25 protein-coding genes are annotated in these 22,806 nt (G+C 26.2%); 11 read left to right on the forward strand and 14 right to left on the reverse strand.

From position 1 onward, the window contains the following. Positions 1-19 precede the first annotated feature (19 nt). Positions 20-1,201 (forward strand): Na+/H+ antiporter NhaA, encoded by a 1,182-nt coding sequence (nhaA, locus tag ABLL_RS01895; RefSeq protein ID WP_014473085.1) that lies wholly within the window; start codon positions 20-22, stop codon positions 1,199-1,201. Positions 1,202-1,228: 27 nt separating this feature from the next. On the opposite strand, the gene ABLL_RS01900 is transcribed toward nhaA, so the two are convergent. The 3 genes from ABLL_RS01900 to ilvC all read right to left on the reverse strand — a co-directional run bounded on the left by ABLL_RS01900 (position 1,229) and on the right by ilvC (position 4,296). Continuing rightward, positions 1,229-2,002: a DNA-processing protein DprA gene (locus ABLL_RS01900; protein ID WP_014473086.1), complete on the reverse strand. Its 774-nt coding sequence runs from the start codon at positions 2,000-2,002 to the stop codon at positions 1,229-1,231. Between the two features lie 42 nt (positions 2,003-2,044). Next, positions 2,045-3,100 (reverse strand): divergent polysaccharide deacetylase family protein, encoded by a 1,056-nt coding sequence (locus ABLL_RS01905; RefSeq protein WP_014473087.1) that lies wholly within the window; start codon positions 3,098-3,100, stop codon positions 2,045-2,047. 173 nt (positions 3,101-3,273) lie between these two features. Then, positions 3,274-4,296: a ketol-acid reductoisomerase gene (gene ilvC, locus ABLL_RS01910; protein ID WP_014473088.1), complete on the reverse strand. Its 1,023-nt coding sequence runs from the start codon at positions 4,294-4,296 to the stop codon at positions 3,274-3,276. Positions 4,297-4,430: 134 nt separating this feature from the next. On the opposite strand from ilvC, the gene ABLL_RS01915 reads away from it, so the two are divergent. Continuing rightward, positions 4,431-6,281 carry a ribonuclease R family protein gene (locus ABLL_RS01915; RefSeq protein WP_014473089.1) on the forward strand — a complete coding sequence of 617 codons (1,851 nt, stop codon included), beginning with the start codon at positions 4,431-4,433 and terminating at the stop codon, positions 6,279-6,281. Here ABLL_RS01915 and fliW read toward each other — a convergent pair. Continuing rightward, positions 6,271-6,645, reverse strand: a complete 375-nt coding sequence (gene fliW / locus ABLL_RS01920) for a flagellar assembly protein FliW (protein ID WP_014473090.1) — start codon at positions 6,643-6,645, stop codon at positions 6,271-6,273. The genes ABLL_RS01915 and fliW overlap by 11 nt on opposite strands. Before the next feature lie 66 nt (positions 6,646-6,711). Here fliW and holA point away from each other — a divergent pair, with 66 nt between their 5' ends. The 4 genes from holA to rpsR all read left to right on the forward strand — a co-directional run bounded on the left by holA (position 6,712) and on the right by rpsR (position 8,934). Next, positions 6,712-7,692 (forward strand): DNA polymerase III subunit delta, encoded by a 981-nt coding sequence (gene holA, locus ABLL_RS01925; protein WP_014473091.1) that lies wholly within the window; start codon positions 6,712-6,714, stop codon positions 7,690-7,692. 81 nt (positions 7,693-7,773) lie between these two features. Beyond that, on the forward strand, positions 7,774-8,130 hold the full coding sequence (gene rpsF / locus ABLL_RS01930) for a 30S ribosomal protein S6 (RefSeq protein WP_014473092.1): 357 nt from the start codon (positions 7,774-7,776) through the stop codon (positions 8,128-8,130). Between the two features lie 19 nt (positions 8,131-8,149). After that, on the forward strand, positions 8,150-8,653 hold the full coding sequence (locus tag ABLL_RS01935) for a single-stranded DNA-binding protein (RefSeq protein WP_014473093.1): 504 nt from the start codon (positions 8,150-8,152) through the stop codon (positions 8,651-8,653). Positions 8,654-8,667: 14 nt separating this feature from the next. Then, positions 8,668-8,934, forward strand: a complete 267-nt coding sequence (gene rpsR / locus ABLL_RS01940; RefSeq protein ID WP_014473094.1) for a 30S ribosomal protein S18 — start codon at positions 8,668-8,670, stop codon at positions 8,932-8,934. Between the two features lie 74 nt (positions 8,935-9,008). Here the strand turns inward: rpsR and cysS are convergent, their stop codons facing one another. Further along, positions 9,009-10,412, reverse strand: coding sequence for a cysteine--tRNA ligase (gene cysS, locus ABLL_RS01945; RefSeq protein WP_014473095.1), 1,404 nt, complete (start codon positions 10,410-10,412; stop codon positions 9,009-9,011). 4 nt (positions 10,413-10,416) lie between these two features. Further along, positions 10,417-11,595: a transcription termination factor NusA gene (gene nusA, locus ABLL_RS01950; protein WP_014473096.1), complete on the reverse strand. Its 1,179-nt coding sequence runs from the start codon at positions 11,593-11,595 to the stop codon at positions 10,417-10,419. 151 nt (positions 11,596-11,746) lie between these two features. Here nusA and ABLL_RS01955 point away from each other — a divergent pair, with 151 nt between their 5' ends. Genes ABLL_RS01955 through ABLL_RS01970 form a run of 4 tightly spaced genes read left to right on the forward strand, consistent with a single transcriptional unit; the run spans position 11,747 to position 15,521 of the window. Then, positions 11,747-11,989 (forward strand): HP0268 family nuclease, encoded by a 243-nt coding sequence (locus ABLL_RS01955; RefSeq protein WP_014473097.1) that lies wholly within the window; start codon positions 11,747-11,749, stop codon positions 11,987-11,989. A 24-nt stretch (positions 11,990-12,013) separates the two neighbouring features. Continuing rightward, a complete protein-coding gene (miaB, locus tag ABLL_RS01960; RefSeq protein ID WP_041654623.1) occupies positions 12,014-13,324 on the forward strand; it encodes a tRNA (N6-isopentenyl adenosine(37)-C2)-methylthiotransferase MiaB in 1,311 nt (436 codons plus the stop codon). Positions 13,325-13,380: 56 nt separating this feature from the next. Then, entirely contained in the window at positions 13,381-13,935 is a 555-nt protein-coding gene (locus ABLL_RS01965; protein ID WP_258239362.1) for a lysophospholipid acyltransferase family protein, read from the forward strand. A gap of 20 nt (positions 13,936-13,955) precedes the next feature. Then, positions 13,956-15,521 carry a hypothetical protein gene (locus ABLL_RS01970; RefSeq protein ID WP_014473100.1) on the forward strand — a complete coding sequence of 522 codons (1,566 nt, stop codon included), beginning with the start codon at positions 13,956-13,958 and terminating at the stop codon, positions 15,519-15,521. A 13-nt stretch (positions 15,522-15,534) separates the two neighbouring features. Here ABLL_RS01970 and mqnE read toward each other — a convergent pair whose 3' ends face one another. From mqnE to ABLL_RS02010, 8 genes are all read right to left on the reverse strand, one after another. After that, a complete protein-coding gene (gene mqnE / locus ABLL_RS01975; protein WP_014473101.1) occupies positions 15,535-16,596 on the reverse strand; it encodes an aminofutalosine synthase MqnE in 1,062 nt (353 codons plus the stop codon). Between the two features lie 6 nt (positions 16,597-16,602). After that, complete coding sequence (locus tag ABLL_RS01980; RefSeq protein WP_014473102.1) at positions 16,603-16,923, reverse strand: hypothetical protein; 321 nt, start codon at positions 16,921-16,923, stop codon at positions 16,603-16,605. Continuing rightward, positions 16,913-17,566, reverse strand: a complete 654-nt coding sequence (locus ABLL_RS01985) for a carbonic anhydrase (RefSeq protein ID WP_014473103.1) — start codon at positions 17,564-17,566, stop codon at positions 16,913-16,915. The genes ABLL_RS01980 and ABLL_RS01985 overlap by 11 nt, the downstream gene beginning before the upstream one ends. Next, positions 17,560-18,657: a pyridoxal phosphate-dependent aminotransferase family protein gene (locus ABLL_RS01990; protein ID WP_014473104.1), complete on the reverse strand. Its 1,098-nt coding sequence runs from the start codon at positions 18,655-18,657 to the stop codon at positions 17,560-17,562. Before ABLL_RS01990 ends, ABLL_RS01985 begins: the two co-directional genes overlap by 7 nt. A gap of 180 nt (positions 18,658-18,837) precedes the next feature. Continuing rightward, positions 18,838-19,170 carry a YraN family protein gene (locus ABLL_RS01995; protein ID WP_014473105.1) on the reverse strand — a complete coding sequence of 111 codons (333 nt, stop codon included), beginning with the start codon at positions 19,168-19,170 and terminating at the stop codon, positions 18,838-18,840. A 4-nt stretch (positions 19,171-19,174) separates the two neighbouring features. Beyond that, positions 19,175-19,375, reverse strand: a complete 201-nt coding sequence (gene thiS / locus ABLL_RS02000; protein WP_014473106.1) for a sulfur carrier protein ThiS — start codon at positions 19,373-19,375, stop codon at positions 19,175-19,177. Between the two features lie 52 nt (positions 19,376-19,427). Further along, positions 19,428-20,435 carry an SAM-dependent methyltransferase gene (locus tag ABLL_RS02005; protein WP_014473107.1) on the reverse strand — a complete coding sequence of 336 codons (1,008 nt, stop codon included), beginning with the start codon at positions 20,433-20,435 and terminating at the stop codon, positions 19,428-19,430. 43 nt (positions 20,436-20,478) lie between these two features. Next, positions 20,479-21,204 (reverse strand): OmpA family protein, encoded by a 726-nt coding sequence (locus ABLL_RS02010; protein WP_014473108.1) that lies wholly within the window; start codon positions 21,202-21,204, stop codon positions 20,479-20,481. 127 nt (positions 21,205-21,331) lie between these two features. On the opposite strand from ABLL_RS02010, the gene pyk reads away from it, so the two are divergent. Beyond that, a complete protein-coding gene (gene pyk / locus ABLL_RS02015) occupies positions 21,332-22,798 on the forward strand; it encodes a pyruvate kinase (RefSeq protein ID WP_014473109.1) in 1,467 nt (488 codons plus the stop codon). Positions 22,799-22,806 lie beyond the last annotated feature (8 nt).

Raw genomic sequence — 22,806 nt, forward strand, 5'->3', positions numbered from 1 at the left:
TACTCATAAAGGAAAATTTATGAAAACATTAGTAGGGAAATTTTTAGAGAATGAATCATCTTCTGGAATAATCTTAATATTTGTTACAATAATAGCTTTAATTTTTAGTAATAGCTTTTTATCCCCTTTTTATACAGAATTTTTACATACAAAAATTGAATTAAAAGTTGGAACAATTCTTGAAATATCTAAACCTTTAATACTTTGGGTAAACGATGGACTAATGGCGATTTTCTTTTTAATGATAGGTTTAGAAATAAAAAGAGAATTAATTTTAGGACATTTATCAAGTTTTTCAAATATAACTTTACCTTTAATTGGTGCATTAGGAGGAATGATAGCTCCTGCATTAATCTTTTTTATTTTAAATATAAATGATAATTTTGCACTTCGTGGTTGGGCAATACCAACAGCAACTGATATAGCTTTTGCTTTAGGAATTTTATCACTTCTTGGAAAAAGAGTTCCAACTTCACTTAAAATCTTTTTAATGGCATTAGCAATATTTGATGATTTAGGTGCAATATTAATAATTGCTTTTTTTTATACTGTTGAATTATCTTTAAGTTCTTTAATTCTAGCAACAATATGTATATTAATACTTTTTATATTTAATCGCTTGAAAATATCATATCTAAGTCTTTATATGTTAGTTGGATTTATTTTATGGATTTGTGTTCTAAAAACAGGAGTTCATGCAACTTTAACAGGAATAATTTTAGCTTTTACAATACCACTTAGTTTAATTAATGAAAAAAGAAAACATATTTCTCCTGTGAGGACTTTAGAACATTATATTCATAGTTGGGTTGCTTTTTTTATTTTACCTCTATTTGCATTTGTAAATGCTGGAATAGATTTAAGAAATATTTCCTTAGCGCAGATTGATAATAATGTATTTTTAGGGATATTTTTTGGGCTATTTATTGGTAAACAAATAGGAGTATTTTTATTTGTTTTTATATCTGTAAAATTAAAATTTACAAAATTACCAACTGGTGTGAATTGGATTCAGTTTTATGGAGTTACAATTCTAACAGGAGTTGGATTTACAATGAGTTTATTTATAAATTCATTAGCATATGAAGATTCAAATATATTTTTTTATACAGATAAATTAGCAATTTTACTAGCTTCATTAATATCAGCAGTAATTGGATATTTTATTTTATTAAAAGTTTCTAACAAAAAAAGTATTTAAGTGAAAGTTTAATTAGAAAGGAATATATCAGTTTAAATAAACTCTTCCATTTTTTATACTGATTTTTCCTTCCAATTCATATTCAAATATTTTGCTTGAGAATTTTTCTATTGTACTTTCATAAGTGGGGTTATTTCTACAAAAAAGTAAAACTTCATCTTCTATAATTTTTGTTTTCTTTAAAGTGATTTTTTCAATAAATTCATCAATATCATATATTACTTTTATTAGATTCTTTTTTACAAGTTCTTGGGTTCCTAGACTTTCATTTAATCTATGAGGTAATGTATAAATTTCTTTTTTCATCTTTAATGCAAACTCAACAGAACTTAAACTACCAGAGTTTTTATCAGCTTCTGTCACAATCAAAATATCTCCTAGTGCTACTACAAGCTCATTTCTCAATATAAAAGTATAATTTTTAGCTTTTTCTTTTTCTTTATAAGTTGAAAGGATTAATCCATTATTTTCAATATCTTGAATTAGATTTTTATTTATACTTGGATATCTTATATCTAAGCCATTTGCAACAACAGCAATTGTATTATTAGATTTTGCACCTTGGTGTGCGATAGCATCAACTCCCATTGCAGCACCACTTACAATACAAATATTGTTTGAAGAGAGTTTAGATGATAATTTATATGTAAATTCTTTTGTATAAGAAGAAGGTCTACGGGTTCCTATTATTGCAATTTTTTTTCTTTTTAAAAGATCCAAGTTTCCTATATAAAAGATTTCATTGGGATATTTTTTCATTGAAGATAACTCTTCAATTTTAAAGTTTATTTGTTTAATCATATAAATCCAGTTATAATAAATAAAATTATTATAACTGATTTTTTACAAATAAGGAAGTTTATTTACAAGTATTGGTTCAACATCTTTAAGTAGATGTTTTGAATCTTTTAAAACTTTTAGTGTTATATCGTGAGGATGACCAATTGCTATGGCATAACCTTGTTTTTTAGCTATTTCAATTGCTTTTTTTAATTGATTTTGAATAGCAGTAAAATTTCTATCATTATCAATGAAAGTATTTCTTACAATATAAGGCATTTCATACTTTTTTGCATATTTTTTTGCCACAGATTTTGCACTAGTTCTACTATCAACAAAAATAAAATTATATTTTTTTAAAGCACGAAATAATTTATCCATTGCTTCTTCATTTTCAGTAAAAACAGAACCTGTGTGATTATTTGTATATATAGCATTTGGGTACCAAGCTCTTAATTGTTTTACTCTATTTTCAATAACTTCATAAGAATCTGTTATTTTTAAAGTATTTATTTCTTCCCCTTTAAATGCACTTGATGCTTGCATAGGAAAATGTATCATATAAAATTTTAGATTTTGTGCAATTTTTGCAGATTCTTTATGAGATGGAGTCGGAGGTAAAAAAGCCATTGTTATTGGATAACCTATATTTTGTATTTTTTCTTTTTGTGTATTTGTACTAACATCATCAATAATAATTACTAATTTGGGTTTATCACTTTTATTAAAGATATAAGTATCTTTTTTTGTGATTATAGCTTTATCATCAACTTTACTTGTTTGTTTTTCATTTTCCTTTTTTGTTTCTTTTATTTTTTCTTCTTTTTGTTTCTCTTTTCTCTTATCTTCTTTTAATTCTTCAATTCTTTTTACAATTTTTTCATTTATTTGTTGTTCATCTTCAAGAGTTTTTTCTAAAAAATCTTTTTCTAAGGCTTGTGTATACTCTTCAAATTTATCATAGGAGTCATCTTTTGGGATAACTTCATCAAAATATTGTTCAGGTTTTTTTGTTTCAAATAGTTTTAATTCATCAAAAGTTTTATTTTTTTTTGTTTCATTTTTTGTTTCTAAAATATTATCAGTTTTTTCTAAAGTATTATCTTTTTTATTAGACATTAAAAAATAGCTGCTAATTGAAGCTAATGAAGTAAATAAGAATATGAAAATAAAGATTTTAACTAATCTTTTTTGAGAAATTTTATTTGTACGCTTGCTTTTTGATTTTGTCTTTTTTGGGTTCATTAATGATAGTTTCAATTAAGGAAGAAAAATCTTCCCTAATGTAATTTTTAGTTAGTTTCTTGGTTAACGATTTTTTTAGATGCAATCCAAGGCATCATTTGTCTTAATTTAACACCAGTTTGCTCTAATAATGAAGCTTTAGTATAAGCTCTTTCAGCATTCATTCTTGGATATCCTGATTGACCTTCTAAGATGAAATCTTTTGCAAATACACCATTTTGGATCTCTTTTAAGATTTGTTTCATAGCTGCTCTTGACTCATCATTGATAACTCTTGGACCAGATACATAATCTCCATACTCAGCAGTATTAGAAATAGAATATCTCATATCTGCAATTCCACCTTCATACATTAAGTCAACGATTAATTTTAATTCGTGTAAACACTCAAAGTATGCCATTTCTGGTTCATATCCAGCTTCAACTAAAGTTTCGAAACCAGCTTGAACTAAAGCTGTTGCTCCACCACAAAGTACTGCTTGCTCACCAAATAAGTCAGTTTCAGTTTCATCTTTGAAAGTAGTTTCAATAATTCCTGTTCTTCCTCCACCAATTGCAGATGCATAAGCTAATGCAACATCTTTAGTATTTCCAGATGGATCAGAATAAACAGCAATTAAGTCAGGAATCCCTCCACCTTTTGTGAATTCTGATCTAACAGTATGACCTGGAGCTTTTGGAGCAACCATCATAACGTTAGTGTTTGCATCAGGCATAATTCTTTTATAGTGAATGTTAAATCCATGACCAAATGCTAAATAAGCACCAGCTTTTAAATTTGGTTTGATTTCTTTTGCATAAATATCAGCTTGATTTTCATCAGGTAATAAAATCATTACAACATCAGCTTCTTTAGTTGCTTCTGCTACAGTTTTTACAGCAAAACCTTTAGCTTCTGCTTTTTTCCAAGATGAACCATCTTTTCTTAATCCAACGATAACTTCTACACCTGAATCTCTTAAGTTTTCAGCGTGAGCGTGCCCTTGAGAACCAAATCCAATCATTGCAACTTTTTTAGATTTAATTAATTCGATATTACAATCTTTATCATAGTAAACGTTTAATGCCATTACTCTTTCCTCTAATTAAAAAATTTTTTGCAGATTATACAAAAAACTATCTAAATATTAGATAACTTGAAAATTAAAGGCAAGTGTAGAGATAGTTTAGATACTATTATGTGATTATTTAAAAAGGATTTATTTTGCTAAGAGAACTATTTATAAAAATTCAAACAGAATGTAAAAATTATTCGAATGATGAATTAAATGAAATAGAAAAATTTTTAAAAGATGAAATCATAATAAAAAATCAAAATGGCAATTTTGAGTTAAATTCTAAATATAAAATTGCAATTGTAAATATCGGAAAAAATTTTGTAATTTTAGAAGATTTAGTAAGTGAATTAAAAAATATAAAAATTGAATTAGAAGATTTAAATGGCGCTTATAATGGTGATTTGGTATTAGCAAAAAGAGTTTTTAACCCAAGAAGTAAAACTAAAGCAAAAATTGTAAAAATACTTGAAAGTAAAAAAGCTGAACTTTTAGTTTATGTAAAAGATAAAGCTTTTTATACATTAAAAGAAAATATTAGACTTGATAATAAAAATGCTTTAAAATATAAAGAATTAGATGTTTTAATTGTTGATAATAAATCATTTGATTTGATTAAAAATGTTGGAAATTTAAATGATTCAAAAATAGATGAATTTATCTCTTTATATTTATATGAAGAACTTTATAGATTAGAAAAACATTTAGATGTAAAAGCTTTAATGGATGATAAAAAACAAAGAGTTGATTTAAGAGATTTAGCATTTTGTACGATTGACCCAAATAGTGCAAAAGACCACGATGATGCAATTTATTTCGATAAAAATGAAAATATTTTATATGTAGCGATTGCAGATGTTTCATATTTTGTAAAAGAGGGTAGTGAACTTGATATTTTAGCATTTAAAAAATCTACTTCTATTTATCTTCCTACAAAAGTTTTACCAATGCTTCCTCCAATTTTGAGTGAAGAGATGTGTTCATTAAAAGAAGGAGTTGATAGATACTCTTATGTTTTTAAAATGTATTTAGATTTAGAAAATTTTAGTGTGAAAAAAGCTGAGCTTTTTGAAGCAGTTATAAATTCCCACAAAAATTTCTCTTATGGAAGAATTGATAGGGTTATTGAAGGACATCTTGACCAATATTCAAAAGTTGAAAAAGAGATATTTGACTATTTAATTCCTTTATATGAAATTAGTAAAAAATTTAGAAAAAGAAGATTATTAAAAGGTTATGATTTTAGAACAACTGAAAATAGATTAAAGTTAAGAAATGATGAACTTGAATCTATTGATGTTGAAACATCAACAGCATCTCATCAGTTAGTTGAAGAGTGTATGTTAATGGCAAATATAGAAGCAAGTAAAAAAGTAAATACAGTTGGAATATATAGGATTCATGAAGAACCACCTTTTAAAGCAATTTCAAAACTTGTAGATGATGTAAATATTTTGGGAGTTAATGTAAAACTTCAAAGTGATGTTCATGAAACAATAACACACATTCAAGAAAAAGCAAAAAATTCAATGATGAGTGCAGAAATTGATGAACTAATTATCCAAGCTCAAACACAAGCTAAATATAGTTCAAAAAATCTAGGACATTTTGGTTTAGGATTCTCTTCTTATTCTCATTTTACATCACCAATTAGAAGATATTCAGATTTAGTCTTACATAGAATTTTAAAGACAAAACAAACTCCAAAAAATATAGATGATATTTGTGAACATATCTCTTTAAATGAAAGAAAAGTTGATCAACTTGTTTGGGATTTTGAAGATAGAAAATATGCAAGATGGGCAGCTTCTCATTTAGGTGAAGAACTAAAAGTAAAAGTTGTTGATACAGAAAAAGCAAAAGCTGTTTGTTATGAAAAAATTATTGGAATGAAAGTAATTTTAGAAAATTATAGAGGACAGAAATTATTTTCAAAAATGAGAGTGAAAATAAAATCTGCCGATATTGCTACAAAAGTTATAGTTGTAACTATAATGTAGCACACTTATCAATAGAAGCTAAATATGGTTCTACTTTTTCAGTAGTTACATATTGACCAATAAGTTTCTCTTTTTCATTTATAAATATAGGAGAAACAAGATTTATAATTGAGTGTTCTATAGGATTCTGAGAAACAACAGCAAAATAAGTTGAAAAATCTTCTTTAGATTTAATTTTTAATTTTTCTAAAACATTTGAATCAATTTGAAAATCAAATGAAACTTTTGTCAAAACATTGATATTTACAACTGTTATTTTTGTATTTTCATCAAAAACTAAAAAAGAGAAAAATTCATCAATTTTTTCAATTGATAAACTGTCGAAACTTTCAAAACCTAATATTGGAAGTACAATCTTATACATGGCTTAACCCCTTTTAATATGAATAAATAAATTGTATTAAAAGTAAACTTAGGTTATTATTTTATTATGTATAAAAACGAATTCGATAACTATTTAAAACAAAATAAAAAATTTAAAGCTTATATGTTTTATGGACAATCTATCTTTTTAATTGAACAATATTCTTTAGTGATTGCTCAAATGTTTGGTGAAAGTGATGAAATTGAAAAACTATATTTTGATGATTATGATTTTAAATATGCAAAAGATAAATTATTACAATCATCACTTTTTTCTTCAAACAATATTTTATTAATAAAAGTTGAAAAAAAAATACCTAAAAAAGAAGTTGATGCACTAATTGAAGCTTGTAATGTAAATCCTGATAGTACACTTATATTTGCATGTATGGGTGATGGAGATTTTAAAACAATGGAAAATAGTTTTTCTTTAAAAACAAATTCTGTTGCTGTTAGATTTTTTCAGCCAACAGATTTGGAAGCAACAAAATTTTTAGAATATGAAGCAAAAATGCTTCAGATGCAATATGAAGTGAGTGCTTTAAATCATCTTTATTTTATGCATAAAAATGATTTAGCATTATGTGTTAATGATTTAAAAAAGTTAGCTATCTTAAATCAATTAATAACAATAAATGTTGTTGATAATAATTGCTTTGGAATAGGTACAGTTAATTTTGAAGATTTTTTATATGATTTAATAAATGGTAAAGATATTAGTGATGATTTAACTTTAGTTTTAGAAGAGGGAATGAATGAGATATTTTTATTAAATCAAGTTACTTCTTTTGTTCAACAATTATTTATGATTAGCTCATATGCAAGAACAATGGGACAACCAAATCCAAAAGAAATTTTAGGATTTGTTCCACCAAAAAATATTTGGGAAAAAAAATCAAAATTAGCAATAAATATAAAACCTGAAACTTTTCAAAATATTTTAGAATATTTATTAGATATAGAACTTGATTTTAAATCTTCAAAAATTGATAATCAAAGTTTATATCTTCAGTCTGCTCTAAGAAAGTTTACAGTTTTATTTAGATAAAATCACAAACTTTACAAAAAAGAAATCCTTGCTGATATTAGGAAATGTAAAGAATACCGGCACAATCTATAAGGAGAATTAATGTCAAAAATCAAACATTATGAAACAATGTTTATCTTAAAACCTACATTAACTGAAGAAGAAACTGTAGCGCAAATTGATGGACTTAAAGCAATCATCGAAAAAAATGGTGGAGAAATTGCAGCTGTTGAAAACGTAGGTATTAGAGAATTAGCTTACGAAATCGAAAAATGTAAAAGAGGTTACTACTATGTAGTTTACTTCAGAGGTAACCCAGCTGGAATTGCTGAAATCGAAAGAAATTATAGAATCAACGAAAATGTTATCAGATTTATTTTCATTAAATATGAAAGCAAAAAAGAAGTTGTTTCTTGGACAAAAATGAGTGATGAGGCTGCTAAAAAAGCTGCTAAATAAATATAATTAGGAACCTTACATGTATAATAAAGTAATAATGGTAGGAAATTTAACAAGAGATATTGAATTAAGATATTTACCTTCAGGTTCTGCTATTGCAAAATCTGCAATTGCAACATCTTATAAATACAAATCTTCAACTGGAGAACAAAAAGATGAAGTTTGTTTTTTAGATTTTAATATCTTTGGAAGATCTGCAGAAGTTGCTAACCAATACTTAAAAAAAGGTTCTAAAGTATTATTAGAAGGAAGACTTGTTTTTGAACAATGGACAGCTCAAGATGGATCAACAAGAAGTAGACACTCTTTAAGAGTTGATACTATGAAAATGTTAGATACAAAAGGTGATTCAGGAAATACTGAAAACCAAGGTTATAATCCTCAGGGATACACTCAACCAGCACCAATTCAATATGACGAGCCAACTTCTCATGACAGTTATGGTGGTATGAATCAATCAAAACCAAAGATTGAACAAAGAATACCTGAAATTGATATAGACGAAGACGAAATACCGTTTTAGAAAAGGAAAATCAAATGGCTGAAAGAAGAAAATACGGAAAAAAATATTGTAAATATACTGAAATGAAAGTTGATTTCATCGATTATAAAAATACAGATTTATTAAAATTATCTATGAGTGAAAGAGGTAAAATTATGCCTAGAAGACTTACAGGTAACTCTAAAAATGCACAAGAAATGGTAGAAAAAGCAATCAAAAGAGCTAGACATATGGCATTAGTTCCTTATATTGTTGATACTAAAAATATCACTGATTCTGCATATGCAAGATCATTCTACTAAGAATTATTTTAGTAAATAAAAAGGGAAGAAGTTCAACTTCTTCCCTTTTTTTATTTTTTTAATAAAAATAAAATTTATAGTTTTTCCCAAACTGTTCCATTAGCAGTATCCATAAGTGAAATATCAAGTTTTGATAATTCATCTCTAATTTTATCTGCAGTTTGAAAATCTTTGCTGATTTTTGCTTCATTTCTTTTATTAATTAAATCTTCAATTTTTTCTTTTGTCGATTCATCAATTCCAAATTGGAAATAAGAATAAGCGTCATTTCCTCCAACTCCAAGAATTTCTTCAATAAATAAAATATTTGAAATTAACTCTTTTTTTAGATTTTTATCTTTTGGATTTGCATCTAATTTGTCATTTGAAGTATTAATCATCTCATCAATAATTGATAAAGCAATTGAAGTATTCATATCATCATTTAAAGCATTTAAAATAGCTTCTTTAAATGTTTTATTAACCATTGAACCTTCTAATCCATAAACTCTTTTTTTAAGTCTGTAAAGTTTATCAAGTCTTTTTTTTGATGAGATTAAATCTTCTTCATTGAAATTAAAATTTGCTCTATAATGTGTTGACATAAGATAGAATCTTACAACTTCTCCACTATAAGATTTTAAAACATCTTTTAAAAAAAATGAGTTTCCCAATGATTTACTCATTTTTTCTCCATTTATATTTACAAAACCATTATGCATCCAATATTTTGCTAATTGTTGATTTGATGAACATCTTGTTTGCGCAGCTTCATTTTCATGATGTGGAAAAAGTAAATCTGCACCTCCACCATGGATGTCAATTTGATAAGGAGTATTTTTATAAGCTAAATGTTTTTCAATCATCGCAGAACATTCTATATGCCACCCTGGTCTTCCTTTTCCAAAAGGAGCATCAAAACTTACGTCATTTGCTTTTTCAAATTTCCATAAAGCAAAATCAGCACTATTTCTTTTTTCTTTATTTTCTTCAACTCTTGCAATTGAATTTTCATCATTAGTTTTATGTGAAAGTGTTCCATAAAGTGAATCTTTTGAAGTATCAAAATATACACTATCAGATGTTTTATATGCAATGTCTTTTGAAATAAGGTTTGAAATCATATCTTTCATAACATCAAGATTTTCAGTAGCTTTAGGTTCTATAGAATTATCTAAGATATTTAAAGCCTTCATATCAGCTTTATAAGCTGTTATATATTGCTTTGTAATATCTTCAAGTGTTCTATTTGAATCATACATTTTTTTTATGATTTTATCATCAATATCAGTGAAGTTTTTAGTCATAATTACTTCATAGCCATTTATTTTTAAAACTCTATGCAGTAAATCAAAAGATATTGCACTTCTTGCATGACCTAAATGAGAATCATCATAAACAGTTGGTCCACAAATATAAATTTTTGCTACATTTGGAAAAATAGAGTTAAACTCTAATTTTTCCTTTTTAACTGAATCATAGATAAATATTTTATTCATTTTTTTACTTAAATAGAGCTTCTAAAGATGCAGTATCAGTTGTTTTTTCTTCATTAGATGAAGTTGCTTCATTATTTGATGAATTTGAATTTATTGAAGCAATTTCAACTAATTCAATATCATATTTTGTAAGCATTGAAGCAAGTCTAATATTTAAGCCAGCTTTTCCTATTGCTTTTGATTTTTGATCACTTGGAATTGTAACAATAGCTTTTCCTTTTTCTCCATTGATTGGAGCTTTTTCAATTTTAACGCTATTTACCATTGCAGGAGATAATGCTCTTGAAATGAACATTTCAGGGATTGTTGAATATTCAACACAATCAATATTTTCTCCATGAAGTTGCTTTGAAACAGAACTAATTCTTACACCTTTTACTCCAACTACTGCACCTATTGGGTCAATTTGTGGTTCGATTGTAGAAAGTGCTATTTTAGATCTAGTTCCTGGAATTCTTGCACTTGCTTCAATGATAACTTTTTTATCTTTTAATTCCGGAACTTCTAAAGTTAAAAGATTTTCTAAAAATTTAGGAGAAGTTCTTGAAATATCAATTAATAATCCATTTGTTTTATCAATATTAACACCTTTTACAACAGCTTTTAATACATCACCAACTTTAAAAGTTTCACCTTTAATTCTACTTTTTCGTTGTAGGATACCTTTTACTTCACCTATTTCAATAAATGTATTATCTGATTTATCAACTCTTGTAACAGTTCCTGAAACTGTTTTTCCTATTTTTTCTTTATATTTATTAACAATATTTTCTTCAATAAATCTTTGAAGTCTAAATTCAAAATTACTATGTAAAATAGTGGCTGCATTTCTTCCCATATTTTCAAATTCTAAATCATAATTCATAAAATCACCGATTTCTAAATCTGGGTCGATTTCTTTTGCTTCTTCTAAAGTGATGAAATTTTCATAGTTTACAGGTAAACCTTGTTTATTAATTGCATTTGCAAGTAATCTTTCATCATCTTCATCCACAACTTCAATTTTTTGAAATAATTCAAGTCTCTTGTTTGCTCTATCAATATTTGCATCAAAAACTAAAGTAGCATCTACCATTTTTTGTGCAGTTTTAATTAAAGCTTCTTTTAGTGCATTTTCAACATCATCAATTTTGAGACCTTTCTCATATGCGATTGAATCTAAAATATCTATTATTTTATCCATTAAATAACCTCTTGTTTGTTGACATTGAAATGATTAGGATGATTTTCAATGTAGTATAGATGTATAGTATATCTAAAATAGCCTTTTATAGAAATTAAAGTAATTTTGAGCTAAAATGTACAATTAATAAACAAAGAAAAAGGCTTAATAAATGGAATTATTATTTGCAAGAAATGAGTTAAATGAAAAACCAAAAAAAGTGCAATTAGATAAAATAAAAGAAGAGTTGAACAAAGATGGACAAAAAATATTTTATTTTGATAGAGATAACTCACATAAAGATATGATGGCATTAGTAGATGCTTTAGAAGCTGATGGAAACAACGTGTATTTTAGAGAAGTAAAATATGGTTTAGCTGATGATGAATATATGTATGAGGTTCATGCACTTTAATCTATTAATAGTGTTATAAAAATTATGAGTTCAAACAAAAAATTATTTATACAAACTCTAGGGTGTCAAATGAATGACACTGATAGTCAACATATTCAAGCTGAACTAGAGAAACACAAAGGTTATATACCAACACAAAATATTGAAGATGCTGATTTAATTATTATAAATACATGTTCAGTTAGAGAAAAGCCTGTTCAAAAACTTTTTTCAGAAATAGGTCAATTTAATAAAAAGAAAAAAGATGGTGCAAAAATTGGTGTTTGTGGATGTACAGCATCACATTTAGGGCATGATATTATAAAAAGAGCACCTTATGTAGATTTTGTTGTTGGGGCAAGAAATATATCAAAAATAAAAGATGTAGTTGATGTAAAAGGTGCAGTTGAAGTAGCAATTGACAATGATGAATCAACTTATGAATTTTCAACAGCTAAAACAAATAAATACAGAGCAAGTGTAAATATTTCTATTGGTTGTGATAAAAAATGTACTTATTGCATTGTTCCTAGTACTCGTGGTGAAGAAATCTCTATTCCACCTGAAATGATTGTTGAGCAGGTGCGAAAATCAGTTGAACTAGGTGCAGTTGAAGTTATGCTTCTTGGACAAAATGTTAACTCTTATGGTAGAAGATTTAGTGATAAAAGAGAAAAATATACATTTACAAAACTTTTACAAGATATTTCTAAAGTTGAGGGATTAAAAAGAATTAGATTTACTTCTCCTCATCCTTTACATATGGATGATGATTTTATTGAAGAATTTGCAAGAAATGAGAAAATTTCAAAATGTATTCATATGCCTTTACAAAGCGGTTCAACTGAAGTTTTAAAAGCTATGAAAAGAGGATATACAAAAGAGTGGTTTTTAAATAGAGCAGCAAAAATGAGAGAATTAATTCCTAATTTAAGAATTACAACAGATATAATTGTTGCGTTTCCAGGAGAAAGACAAGAAGATTTTGAAGATACATTAGATGTTGTAAATCAAGTTAAATTTGATCAAATTTTTAACTTTAAATATTCTCCAAGACCCGGAACAGAAGCATTAAATTTGGCTGATAAAGAGATTCTAGATGAAATTGGAAGCGCAAGATTAATTGAATTAATTGAACTTCACAAAAGACATCTTGAAGACACAATGCCTACTTATGTTGGAAAAACTTTAAATGTATTGGTTGAGAGTTTAAAACCAAATGGTGAAGTTTGTGGATTTACAGATAGTTATTTACAAGTGTTTACAAAAGGCAGTGATGAATTACTAGGTAAATTTGTGGATGTAAAAATTGTTGAAGCAACAAGAACATCTTTAAAGGGTGAAATAATAAGCTAATGTTAAAATATTTTAAATTAAATATACTTCCTTATTTGTTGTATTATTTAGTTAAAATGATATATGCAACAAATAAAAAAGTTTATCATCATCCAAAAGATGATGGAAAACCAATTATTATATGTATGTGGCATGGAGATTTGATATCTCAAATATACAACTATTTTGGATTTAGAAAAAATGGAATTGTAAAAGCAATGATAAGTCACAATAAAGATGGAGAAATCATAACAAAATTAGCTTCAAATTTTAAAATTGGAGCAGTTCGTGGATCTTCATCAAAAGGTGCAGCAAAAGTTTTAATAAGTGCAATAAAAGAGTTAAAATTAGGAAATGATTTGGCTATTACGCCTGATGGTCCAAGAGGTCCACGATACTCAATTGCAGATGGAGTAATAGCTTTAGCTCAAAAGAGTGAATCTAAAATTGTATGTTTCAATACTATACCAACAAAATATTGGCAATTTAACTCATGGGATAAATTTGTTTTACCAAAACCTTTTGGTAGAATAGATTTTTATATCAGTGAACCATTTGATATTAAAAATATGGAATTTGAGCAAGCAAGGGAATTTATCAAAGAAAAAATGTTGATACACTCAATGCCTTGAAATTAAGTAAGTAGGGATAAATGTTTACTAAAGAATCTTTATATATCAATGCAATTAAATATGATACTCAATTAAAGCTTGATTTCAAAAAACTCAATAATGAAGAGATAATCGATGCGAATAATTCAGTTTTTCTAGTAGATGATGAAATTTTACCTTTAGATATTGCGCAAAAAATAAATACTTCACAAGAAGAGATAGATTTTACATATATCTCAACTCTTCTAATAAGTGATACTACTAAACTTGTTCCTAAGTCATTATCATCAAAATTAAAAGATTGTGAGATTGGAAAGTTTAATGATGAATTTGATATTGCTGTATTAAAAACAACTCTTTTTGAAACAAAGAATTATTTTGTTAAAACAGGGATAGATTATATTTATTCAGCTTTTCATATAATGAGTTTACATATAGAAAAAAATGTTTGTAGAAATGAACTCTTACTTCTTTTATATAATAATAAAGCATTTATTTTAATACTTAATCAATCTGGAATTATTGTATATCATGAAACAGTAGATTTACCAACATTTGAATCAGTTAAAAAAACTCATTTTTATGAAGATGATTTAGAGGGGCAAAAACTTTTTGATGAAATTTATTATTTAGAATTAAATGAAATTATACATAATACTTTGAATGATTTTTATAGTAAAAAGAATGGGGTTTTTGTAGAAAAAATTACAATTCTTTATGTATTGAAACAATTAAGCTCTGAAGAAATAGAACAACTTTCTCAAGAACTAATGCTAAAAGTTGACTATCATCCAATAAACATTGATGAAGAAGTTTTTGAATTGTCAAGAGATAAACATTTAAAAAAAAGTTTTATAAAGCCTAGAAAGAAGAAAAAGAAAAGAGATTTTAAATATCTTTATTTGATTTTATTATTAGCTGTTTTATCTTTAGGATTATATAAAATATATACGATGATAGATTTTGAAAAACTTTTCAAGAAAGAAAGAATTGAAAAAGTTAAGATAGAAGAAAAATTAACAACATTACCTAATCATATTAATTTAAATGATAAAATTGAACAAAGAATAAGAGTCATTTTTAATACAATACCAGTAGGTGTTATGATTAAAGAAATGAAAATCGTTCCAAATAATTTAGAATTAAAAGTATTTTCTTTAAAAGAAGAAAATTTAGTATTATTAAAACCTGCTTTAGACAAATTGTATAAAAATACTCAGTTTGAACTTGTTGATCCAGAGAAAAAAATAGATTTTGATACAACAATTATAGCAAAAGATGAAAATGAATTAAATATTAGTTATAAAAATTTCGATAAAGCATATATAACAGATGAAACAATGTCTGTTGAAAGAGTTACTGAACAATTAAAGATTTTAATGCCTGAAAATGCAATAATAAAATATATATCGACAATAAATCAAGGAATAAATAAATTTGATTATACAATTAATATTTTAGTAAAAGAACCAAAAGAATTTTTTGATTTAATATCAACTCTAAATAGTGAGTTATATTCTATAAATATTTCATATCCAATAAGTATGATAAAAACGGAAGCAGGAATAGAAATAGAGTTTAATTTAGAATTTAATCAATTAAAATAACTAAAAACTTGTTTTACCAAGTTTTTAGTTCGTTATAAACAGAATCTCTTTCAACTGGAATAAATCCAGAATTTTTTATCAAATCAACAAATTCCATTTGAGCAATACCATTTGCACTTCCAGCACCTGCAGCACTTTGGATAGATTCTTTTTCAATTGTTCCATCAACATCATTTGCACCAAATTCTTGAGCAATTAATGCTAATTTTACAGTTGAAGTTGCCCAATAAGCTTTTATATTTGGAATATTATCAAGTAAAATTCTTGCAATTGCGTAAGTTTTTAATATCTCTTGCCCAGTTAATGCTTCTTTTACTTTTAAATAATTGTTTTCAGTTTGATAAACTAAAGGAATAAATGCATTAAATCCACCAGTTTCATCTTGTAATTTTCTCAATCTTAACATATGATCAATTCTATGATTTCTATCTTCTACGTGACCGAAAAGCATAGTTGCATTACTTTTTCTTCCTTTTTGATGCCAAAGTTTATGAATTTCTAACCATTGGACAGAACTAACTTTCCCTCCACAGATTCTTTTTCTAACAGTTTCATCAAAAATCTCTGCTCCACCACCTGGCATTGAATCAATTCCATGTGCAATCATCATATTTATAATTTCTTCGTATGATAGATTATATTCTGTACTTAAAAAATGAATTTCTGCAGCTGTTAAAGCTTTTACATGAATTGATGGGAAATTCTCTTTAATCTTTTTAAATACATCCATATACCATTGTAATCCAGTATGTGGATTATGAGCTGAAACAATATGAACTTCTTTAATATTGTTTTTCGAAGAGTTTTTTACAATTTCTAATATCTCTTCATGGCTCATTGTATATTGGTGAGGATTTTTTCTACTTGCGCTATAGGCACAAAACTGACAAACATCTTTACAAATATTTGTTGGATTTATGTGTCTATTTATATTAAAATATGTCTTTTTAGCATGTCTTTCAGTTCTAATTTTATTTGCAAATGAAGCTAATGTAAACAAATCTAAATCATATAATTTAATTGCATCTTCATATTCTAATCTTTCATTTTTTTCTAATTTTTCAATAATACTCATTTTTTCCTACTTACAATCAATATCTTTTGTATAGTGCGCATCTTTTTCTCTATGAATAAAACCTATACAAGTTTGTTTTAAATTATTGTCATAAAACATAACTTTATAAACAGTACTTTTATATCTTGTTTGAGTGTCTTCTACACTCATTTTATTTATAACTTTTAAATCTTTTATATTTTCATGACCAATTGTATTAAGAACTTCTGTAAGTTTTTGTTCTTTTAAACTTTTTAGAAATAAAAAGAAAGCAAGACCAATTACAATTAATAATCCTATTATAAAAATAGTTTTCTTCGGTAATCTTCTAATTTCATTATTGTTCATTTGTATTCTCAATTAGTGGTTTAAAAGAACATTCATTTCCATCATAATACTCAATTGTTCCATCTTCAATTTTGTAATACCAACCATGAATTTGGATTTCACCATTTTTTATTTTTTTCTCAATGTAAGGAAAAGTCAAAAGATTTTCCATTTGATGGACAATAGAAATTTTTTCTGTAGTTCTATAAATATTCTCTTTATCAGTTTTATCTTGAATTGCCAATAGTGTATATTCTTTTGCTTTTTTACCTAAATCTAACCATTTTTTAATATTAATTAAATCAGGAGAATTTCCAAAGTCTTGGTATAAGCTTTTACAAGCCCCACAGTGTGAATGTCCACAAACAATGATATGTTTTACTCCCAGAATATTTACAGCATACTCAATAACAGCTGAACTTCCGTGGTAATCATTATCTGGATTATATGGTGGAACAAAATTTCCTACATTTCTTAAAATAAACATATCACCTGGTTTTGTATCTAGCATTAAATCAGGAGTTACCCTACTATCACTACACCCAATAAATAGTACTTCAGGTCTTTGCCCTGTTTCAACTAATTGTTTTAAATCAGCTTCATATTTAGAAAAACTTGCTTCTCTAAATTTTTTATTACCTTTAATTAAATCATTTATTAGCATTTCAAATCCTTTAATAAATTACAGACACTAATTAAATCGTTAGTATTTATATCAATTTTTGCAATTAATCTAATAATTGCACTTTTTACGGTTGGTTGTCTAATTGCTCCAACTAGAAAACCATTTTGTTTTAAAATTTCTTGAATTTTTTTTACTTTTTTATTATCACCAATTTCAATTGGAATAATTAAACTTTGAGATTTTATTTTTAAAATCTCGTAAATAATATTTAAATTTGTATTTATTTTTTCCTTTAAATCTTTTTTATTATTTATAATATAATTTAAAGATTCAAGTGCAAGGGCGGTATCAAATAATGAAGGAGCAGTAGAATAAATAATAGGTTTAGCTCTATTTGTTAAAAAATCTATAATCTCTTTAGAAGCTAAAATATAAGCTCCATAAGAACCATAAGCTTTTCCTAATGTTCCCATTTTTATATGATATTTATTTGGTTTTATTTTATAATAGTCAAAAATACCTAAAAGATTTTCTCCAATTACTCCAGAACTATGAGCTTCATCCACAATAAGAAGAGTTTTATATGTTTCAGCTAGATTAAATATTTCAATTGGTGCAATATCTCCACCCATTGAATAAACACCTTCAATAGCTATAATATTTCTTCCAACTCTTTTATTTTCTAAAATCTTTTTTTCTAAATCTTCATAATCATTATGTTTAAAAACAATTACTTGTTCAGGTTTTAATAACTTTGTAGCAAGTATTCCACTTGCGTGATACTCTTCATCAATAAATAATGTATCATTTTTTCTAACAAGTGCTTCAATCATTGAGATATTTGCTAAGAAACCAGAACCAACAGTGATTCCTGCTTCAAATTTATTTACCTCACACAATTTATCTTCAAAATCTTTATGGATTTTATTGTAGCCATTTACTAACATTGAAGCACGAGGAGAGTGGAAATTTTGATTTAAAACGTTTTCGTAAGCTTTTTGAAAAAGATTTTTATTTGTAGAAAGACCTAAATAATCGTTTGAGGCAAGATCAATAAGATTATCATCGAATATATCTCTTGTTCTAAAACGGTTAGACTTTTTAATAGATTCAAGTTCTTTTGAGTACAAAAAATTCTCCGTAAGTATTTTTGAATAGTATCTAATAATTTCTAAGAAAAAGTTAAATTTTACAATTATCAACTTTTGCTAGTTTATTGCTACTTTGAATTGTTATAATTCTTTTCTACTAATTTTAGATACAGTTTAGAACAGTAAGGGGTGTTTTTGCGACCTTCATCCCTTGCTTAATCATATAGTTATATTTTCAATTAATTCAATATTTTCATCTGTGATTATAATAGCATCAACTGAATAAGAAATATCCAATTTTTTTATTTGTAAATAGTAATTTATACTTCTTTTTATTTTTGAAAGTTTAGAAGGGGTTATATTATTAATAGCAGTTTCATAATCAGGTGCAGATTTTACTTCACAAAAGTGATATATATTTTCTTTCTTAGCAATAATATCTATTTCACCAAGTTTTTTAGCATAAAAATTTTTTTCAATGATTTTAAAATTTAAATCTTCTAAAAAAGAGATTGCTCTTTTTTCAGCAAATTCTCCTTTTTCTCTACTCATAAAATCAACCACCACCAACAAATTGAAGTAATTCGATTTTATCATTTTCTTTTGGAATAAAATTCTTCCAATCATCTTTTTTTACAATATTCATATTAATAGCAGCTGCCATTACTTTGTTTTCAATTTGTAAATTTGTTATTATGTCTTGAAGTGTTAATGAGTTATCAAACTCTTTTGTTTCACCATTTATAATTAGTATCATAATTTAAACCTTTTTATATTTTTTATAAAGTTTGATTATACAAACACTTAACTTATTTTCTTATATTCAATGTTTTAAATCTATCACCCATTCCAGTTGGCTCTAGTAAAACTTTTATTTTTTGAGTCTCTTTTAAATAAGTGTTTTCATTTACATTTGCTTTTAAAATTTCTAATAATTCTAAAATACCAAATTCAACTAAAGATTTTAATTGAGTATTAAAAACTATATCTTTTATTCCATTTTCTTTAAAACAATCACTTAAATAATTAAAGTGAATATCATAGGTAATATCAGAATTTTTAAAGAGTTTTTCTAAATTTAAATTTTCTTCAAAAATTGGATAAACTGCATGTTTTTCATAAACTCTTGTACTAAAATCATTTCTTGGAAATCTATCTCCATAATCAAAAGTTAGAAATTCAAAATGAGTTATATTTTTACAAATCGTATTTACAAAATCTTTGTAAGACAATGCAACTTCACCTTTTGTGATACTGTATTTTTTGCAATGACTTAAAATTTCTTTATCAACACAATCAATAAACTCTATTTTATGATTTTCTACCATTGCAATTTGTAAAATATTTTTATCATTTGTATAAACTAAATCACAAGAAAAAGCATCAAAAATCTCATTTGCAATAATATATGCATTTTCAAGTTTAACCTCTGAAATATCATTAAAATGTTTTAGTTTGATAATATTTCCAAAAGATTCTTGTAAATATTTTTTTTGTTGATTTTGAAGATTTTCAAATCTTTCAACAATTGCAAAATTTAGAGTATCAAGAAGTTTGGGTTTTAATGTATATATAAATTGGATTATATCTGCAAGTAAATATCCATGATGAGCACCAATTTCTAAAATTGTTGTATTGTTTGGTAGAAATCCATCTTCAATCGAGCTAATAATTTTTTTTGCAATTGTGCCACCAAAAAAAGAAGAAGTAGAAACTGAAGTGAAAAAATCACCATCTTTTCCTATTTCTTTGTAGTTTGAATAATATCCATTTTTGCCATAAAGCCAATCATTAAAATATGTACTAAATCTAATCATATATGATTGTATCAAAAAAGCTGTAAATAAAAGGTTTTACCTTTTATTTACAAACATCTATAACAGATTGTTGATTTGGATATAAATAAACTTCAACTCTTCTATTTAGAGCCATATTTGCATCACTATTATTTAATGCAACTGGTTTGTCAAAAGAACAACCTCTTGAAAAAATTTGATTTGAAACACCAGAATTATATATAATATTTCCTACATTTGAAGCTCTTTGTTCAGATAGAGTTTGATTATAAGCATGAGTTCCACGGCTATCTGTGTGACCTACAACTTGAACTAATGTATTTGGATATTTTTGTAAAACAGAGTTTATTTTAGATATTTTTGTTTGGGCACTATATGTTGGATTTGCAGAATTAGTTTCAAACATCATATCATCTCTGAACATAACTTTTACGTAGTTATCAGTATTTGAAACGATTAAATCTTGATTTGGATCTAAAACGGCATTTGGATTATTATTTACATTTGTATTTAAACTTTGAGCAACTTCTTGAGCTTGTTTATCCATACTATAACCAATTGCTCCACCAATTGCTGCACCTGCAACTGCACCAATTACTTTATTTCGTCCTTTGTTCCCACCACCAATATTATTTCCTAAAACAATACCTGCAATTGCTCCAAGAGTTGTTCCAATAATTGCATTTTGATTATTGTCATAAGTTTCGTTTCCGGTTCTTTGAGCACAACCAGTTAATAAACTTGCAATTACGGTAGTCGATAATAAAAATTTAAAATTTAGATATTTCATAATAACCTCTTTTTATATGTAATAAGCGATTTTAACATAAAAATTATGTAAGAATAGTGAAACAATATAGTTACTCTATTGTAACAATATTATGTTATAATAAAAATAACTTTTTGAAGGAGAATCTATGGAAAAAAGAACAAAAATATTAGCAACTTTAGGCCCAGCAAGCCATAGTTTAGAAATGATTGAAGGATTGATTAAAGCTGGTGCAAACATGTTTAGATTAAACTTTTCGCATGGAAGCCATGAATATCATTTAGAAACATTAAATAATATTAGAACAGCTATGAAAAATACAGGGAAAACGGTTGGAATTTTACAAGATATTTCAGGTCCAAAAGTAAGAATTGGAGATTTAAAAGAGCCTTTTTCACTTTATAGAGATGATGTAATTACTTTTTTAAAAGATGAAATGGTTGGATATAAAAAAGCAGATAAAGAGTATGTTGTATCTATTAATTATCCAGATATTTTAGATAAAGTAAAAATTGATGAATATATTTATTTATATGATGGAACAATTAGAGCAAAAGTTATTGAAACAGGAAAAGAAGTAAAAGCTAGAATTGAAAATCATGGAACTTTATCTTCACGAAAAGGTGTAAATTTCCCAAATACTGTAATTGATATTGATGTAATTACAAAAAAAGATGAAAAAGATATAGCTTGGGGTGTTGAGCATGAAGTTGATTATTTTGCAATTTCATTTGTTCAAAATGCAAGAGATATGCGAAAAGCTAGAAATCTTTTAAATGGATATAAAGGTAAATTAATAGCAAAAATTGAAAAATTTGATGCAGTTGAAAATATTGATGAAATTATAGAAGCTAGTGATGGATTGATGGTTGCAAGGGGAGATTTAGGAATAGAAGTTCCTTATTATGATGTTCCAACTATTCAAAAAATGCTTATTAAAAAAGCAAATTTAAAAGGAATCCCAGTAATCACTGCAACTCAAATGCTTTTATCAATGACTCAAAATGAAAGAGCAACAAGAGCTGAAATTTCTGACGTTGCAAATGCAGTTTTAGATGGAACAGATGTTGTTATGCTTAGTGAAGAGAGTGCAGTTGGAGAAGATCCAATAAATGTAGTTGATACAATGCATAATATCATTGCAAAAACTGAAGGTATTTATAATTATGAAAAACAATATAAGTTCCCTTATTTGGATGAATTTGATGTTATTCAAGCAACAGTAACAAAACTTGCAGATGATTTAAAAGCAGATGGTATTTTAGCACTTACAAGTTCTGGAAAATCAGCAACAAAAATGTCAAGATATAGACCAAAAACTCCTATTTATACTTTTACACATAAGAAAAAAATATTAAATTCTCTAACAGCTGTTTGGGGAGTTGAACCAGTTGGAATTATCAAAGAAGCTCAAGCTTCAAAAATGTTTCAAAAAATGTTGAAATCTTTAGATGAAAAAGGTTTATTAAATAAAAAAGGTTTATATGTAGCAACAGTAGGTTATCCAGTTGGAATGCCAGGAAGTACAAATACAATAAAAATCTTAACTCCATCAGAAATGGAATATTACTTAAATTATAAAGAAAGTAAAGAAAAAGATAAAAAATCTAAATAATATATTTG

Origin of the sequence: Arcobacter sp. L, assembly GCF_000284235.1 — a bacterium.
In the GTDB taxonomy this organism is placed as follows: Bacteria; Campylobacterota; Campylobacteria; order Campylobacterales; family Arcobacteraceae; genus Aliarcobacter; species Aliarcobacter defluvii.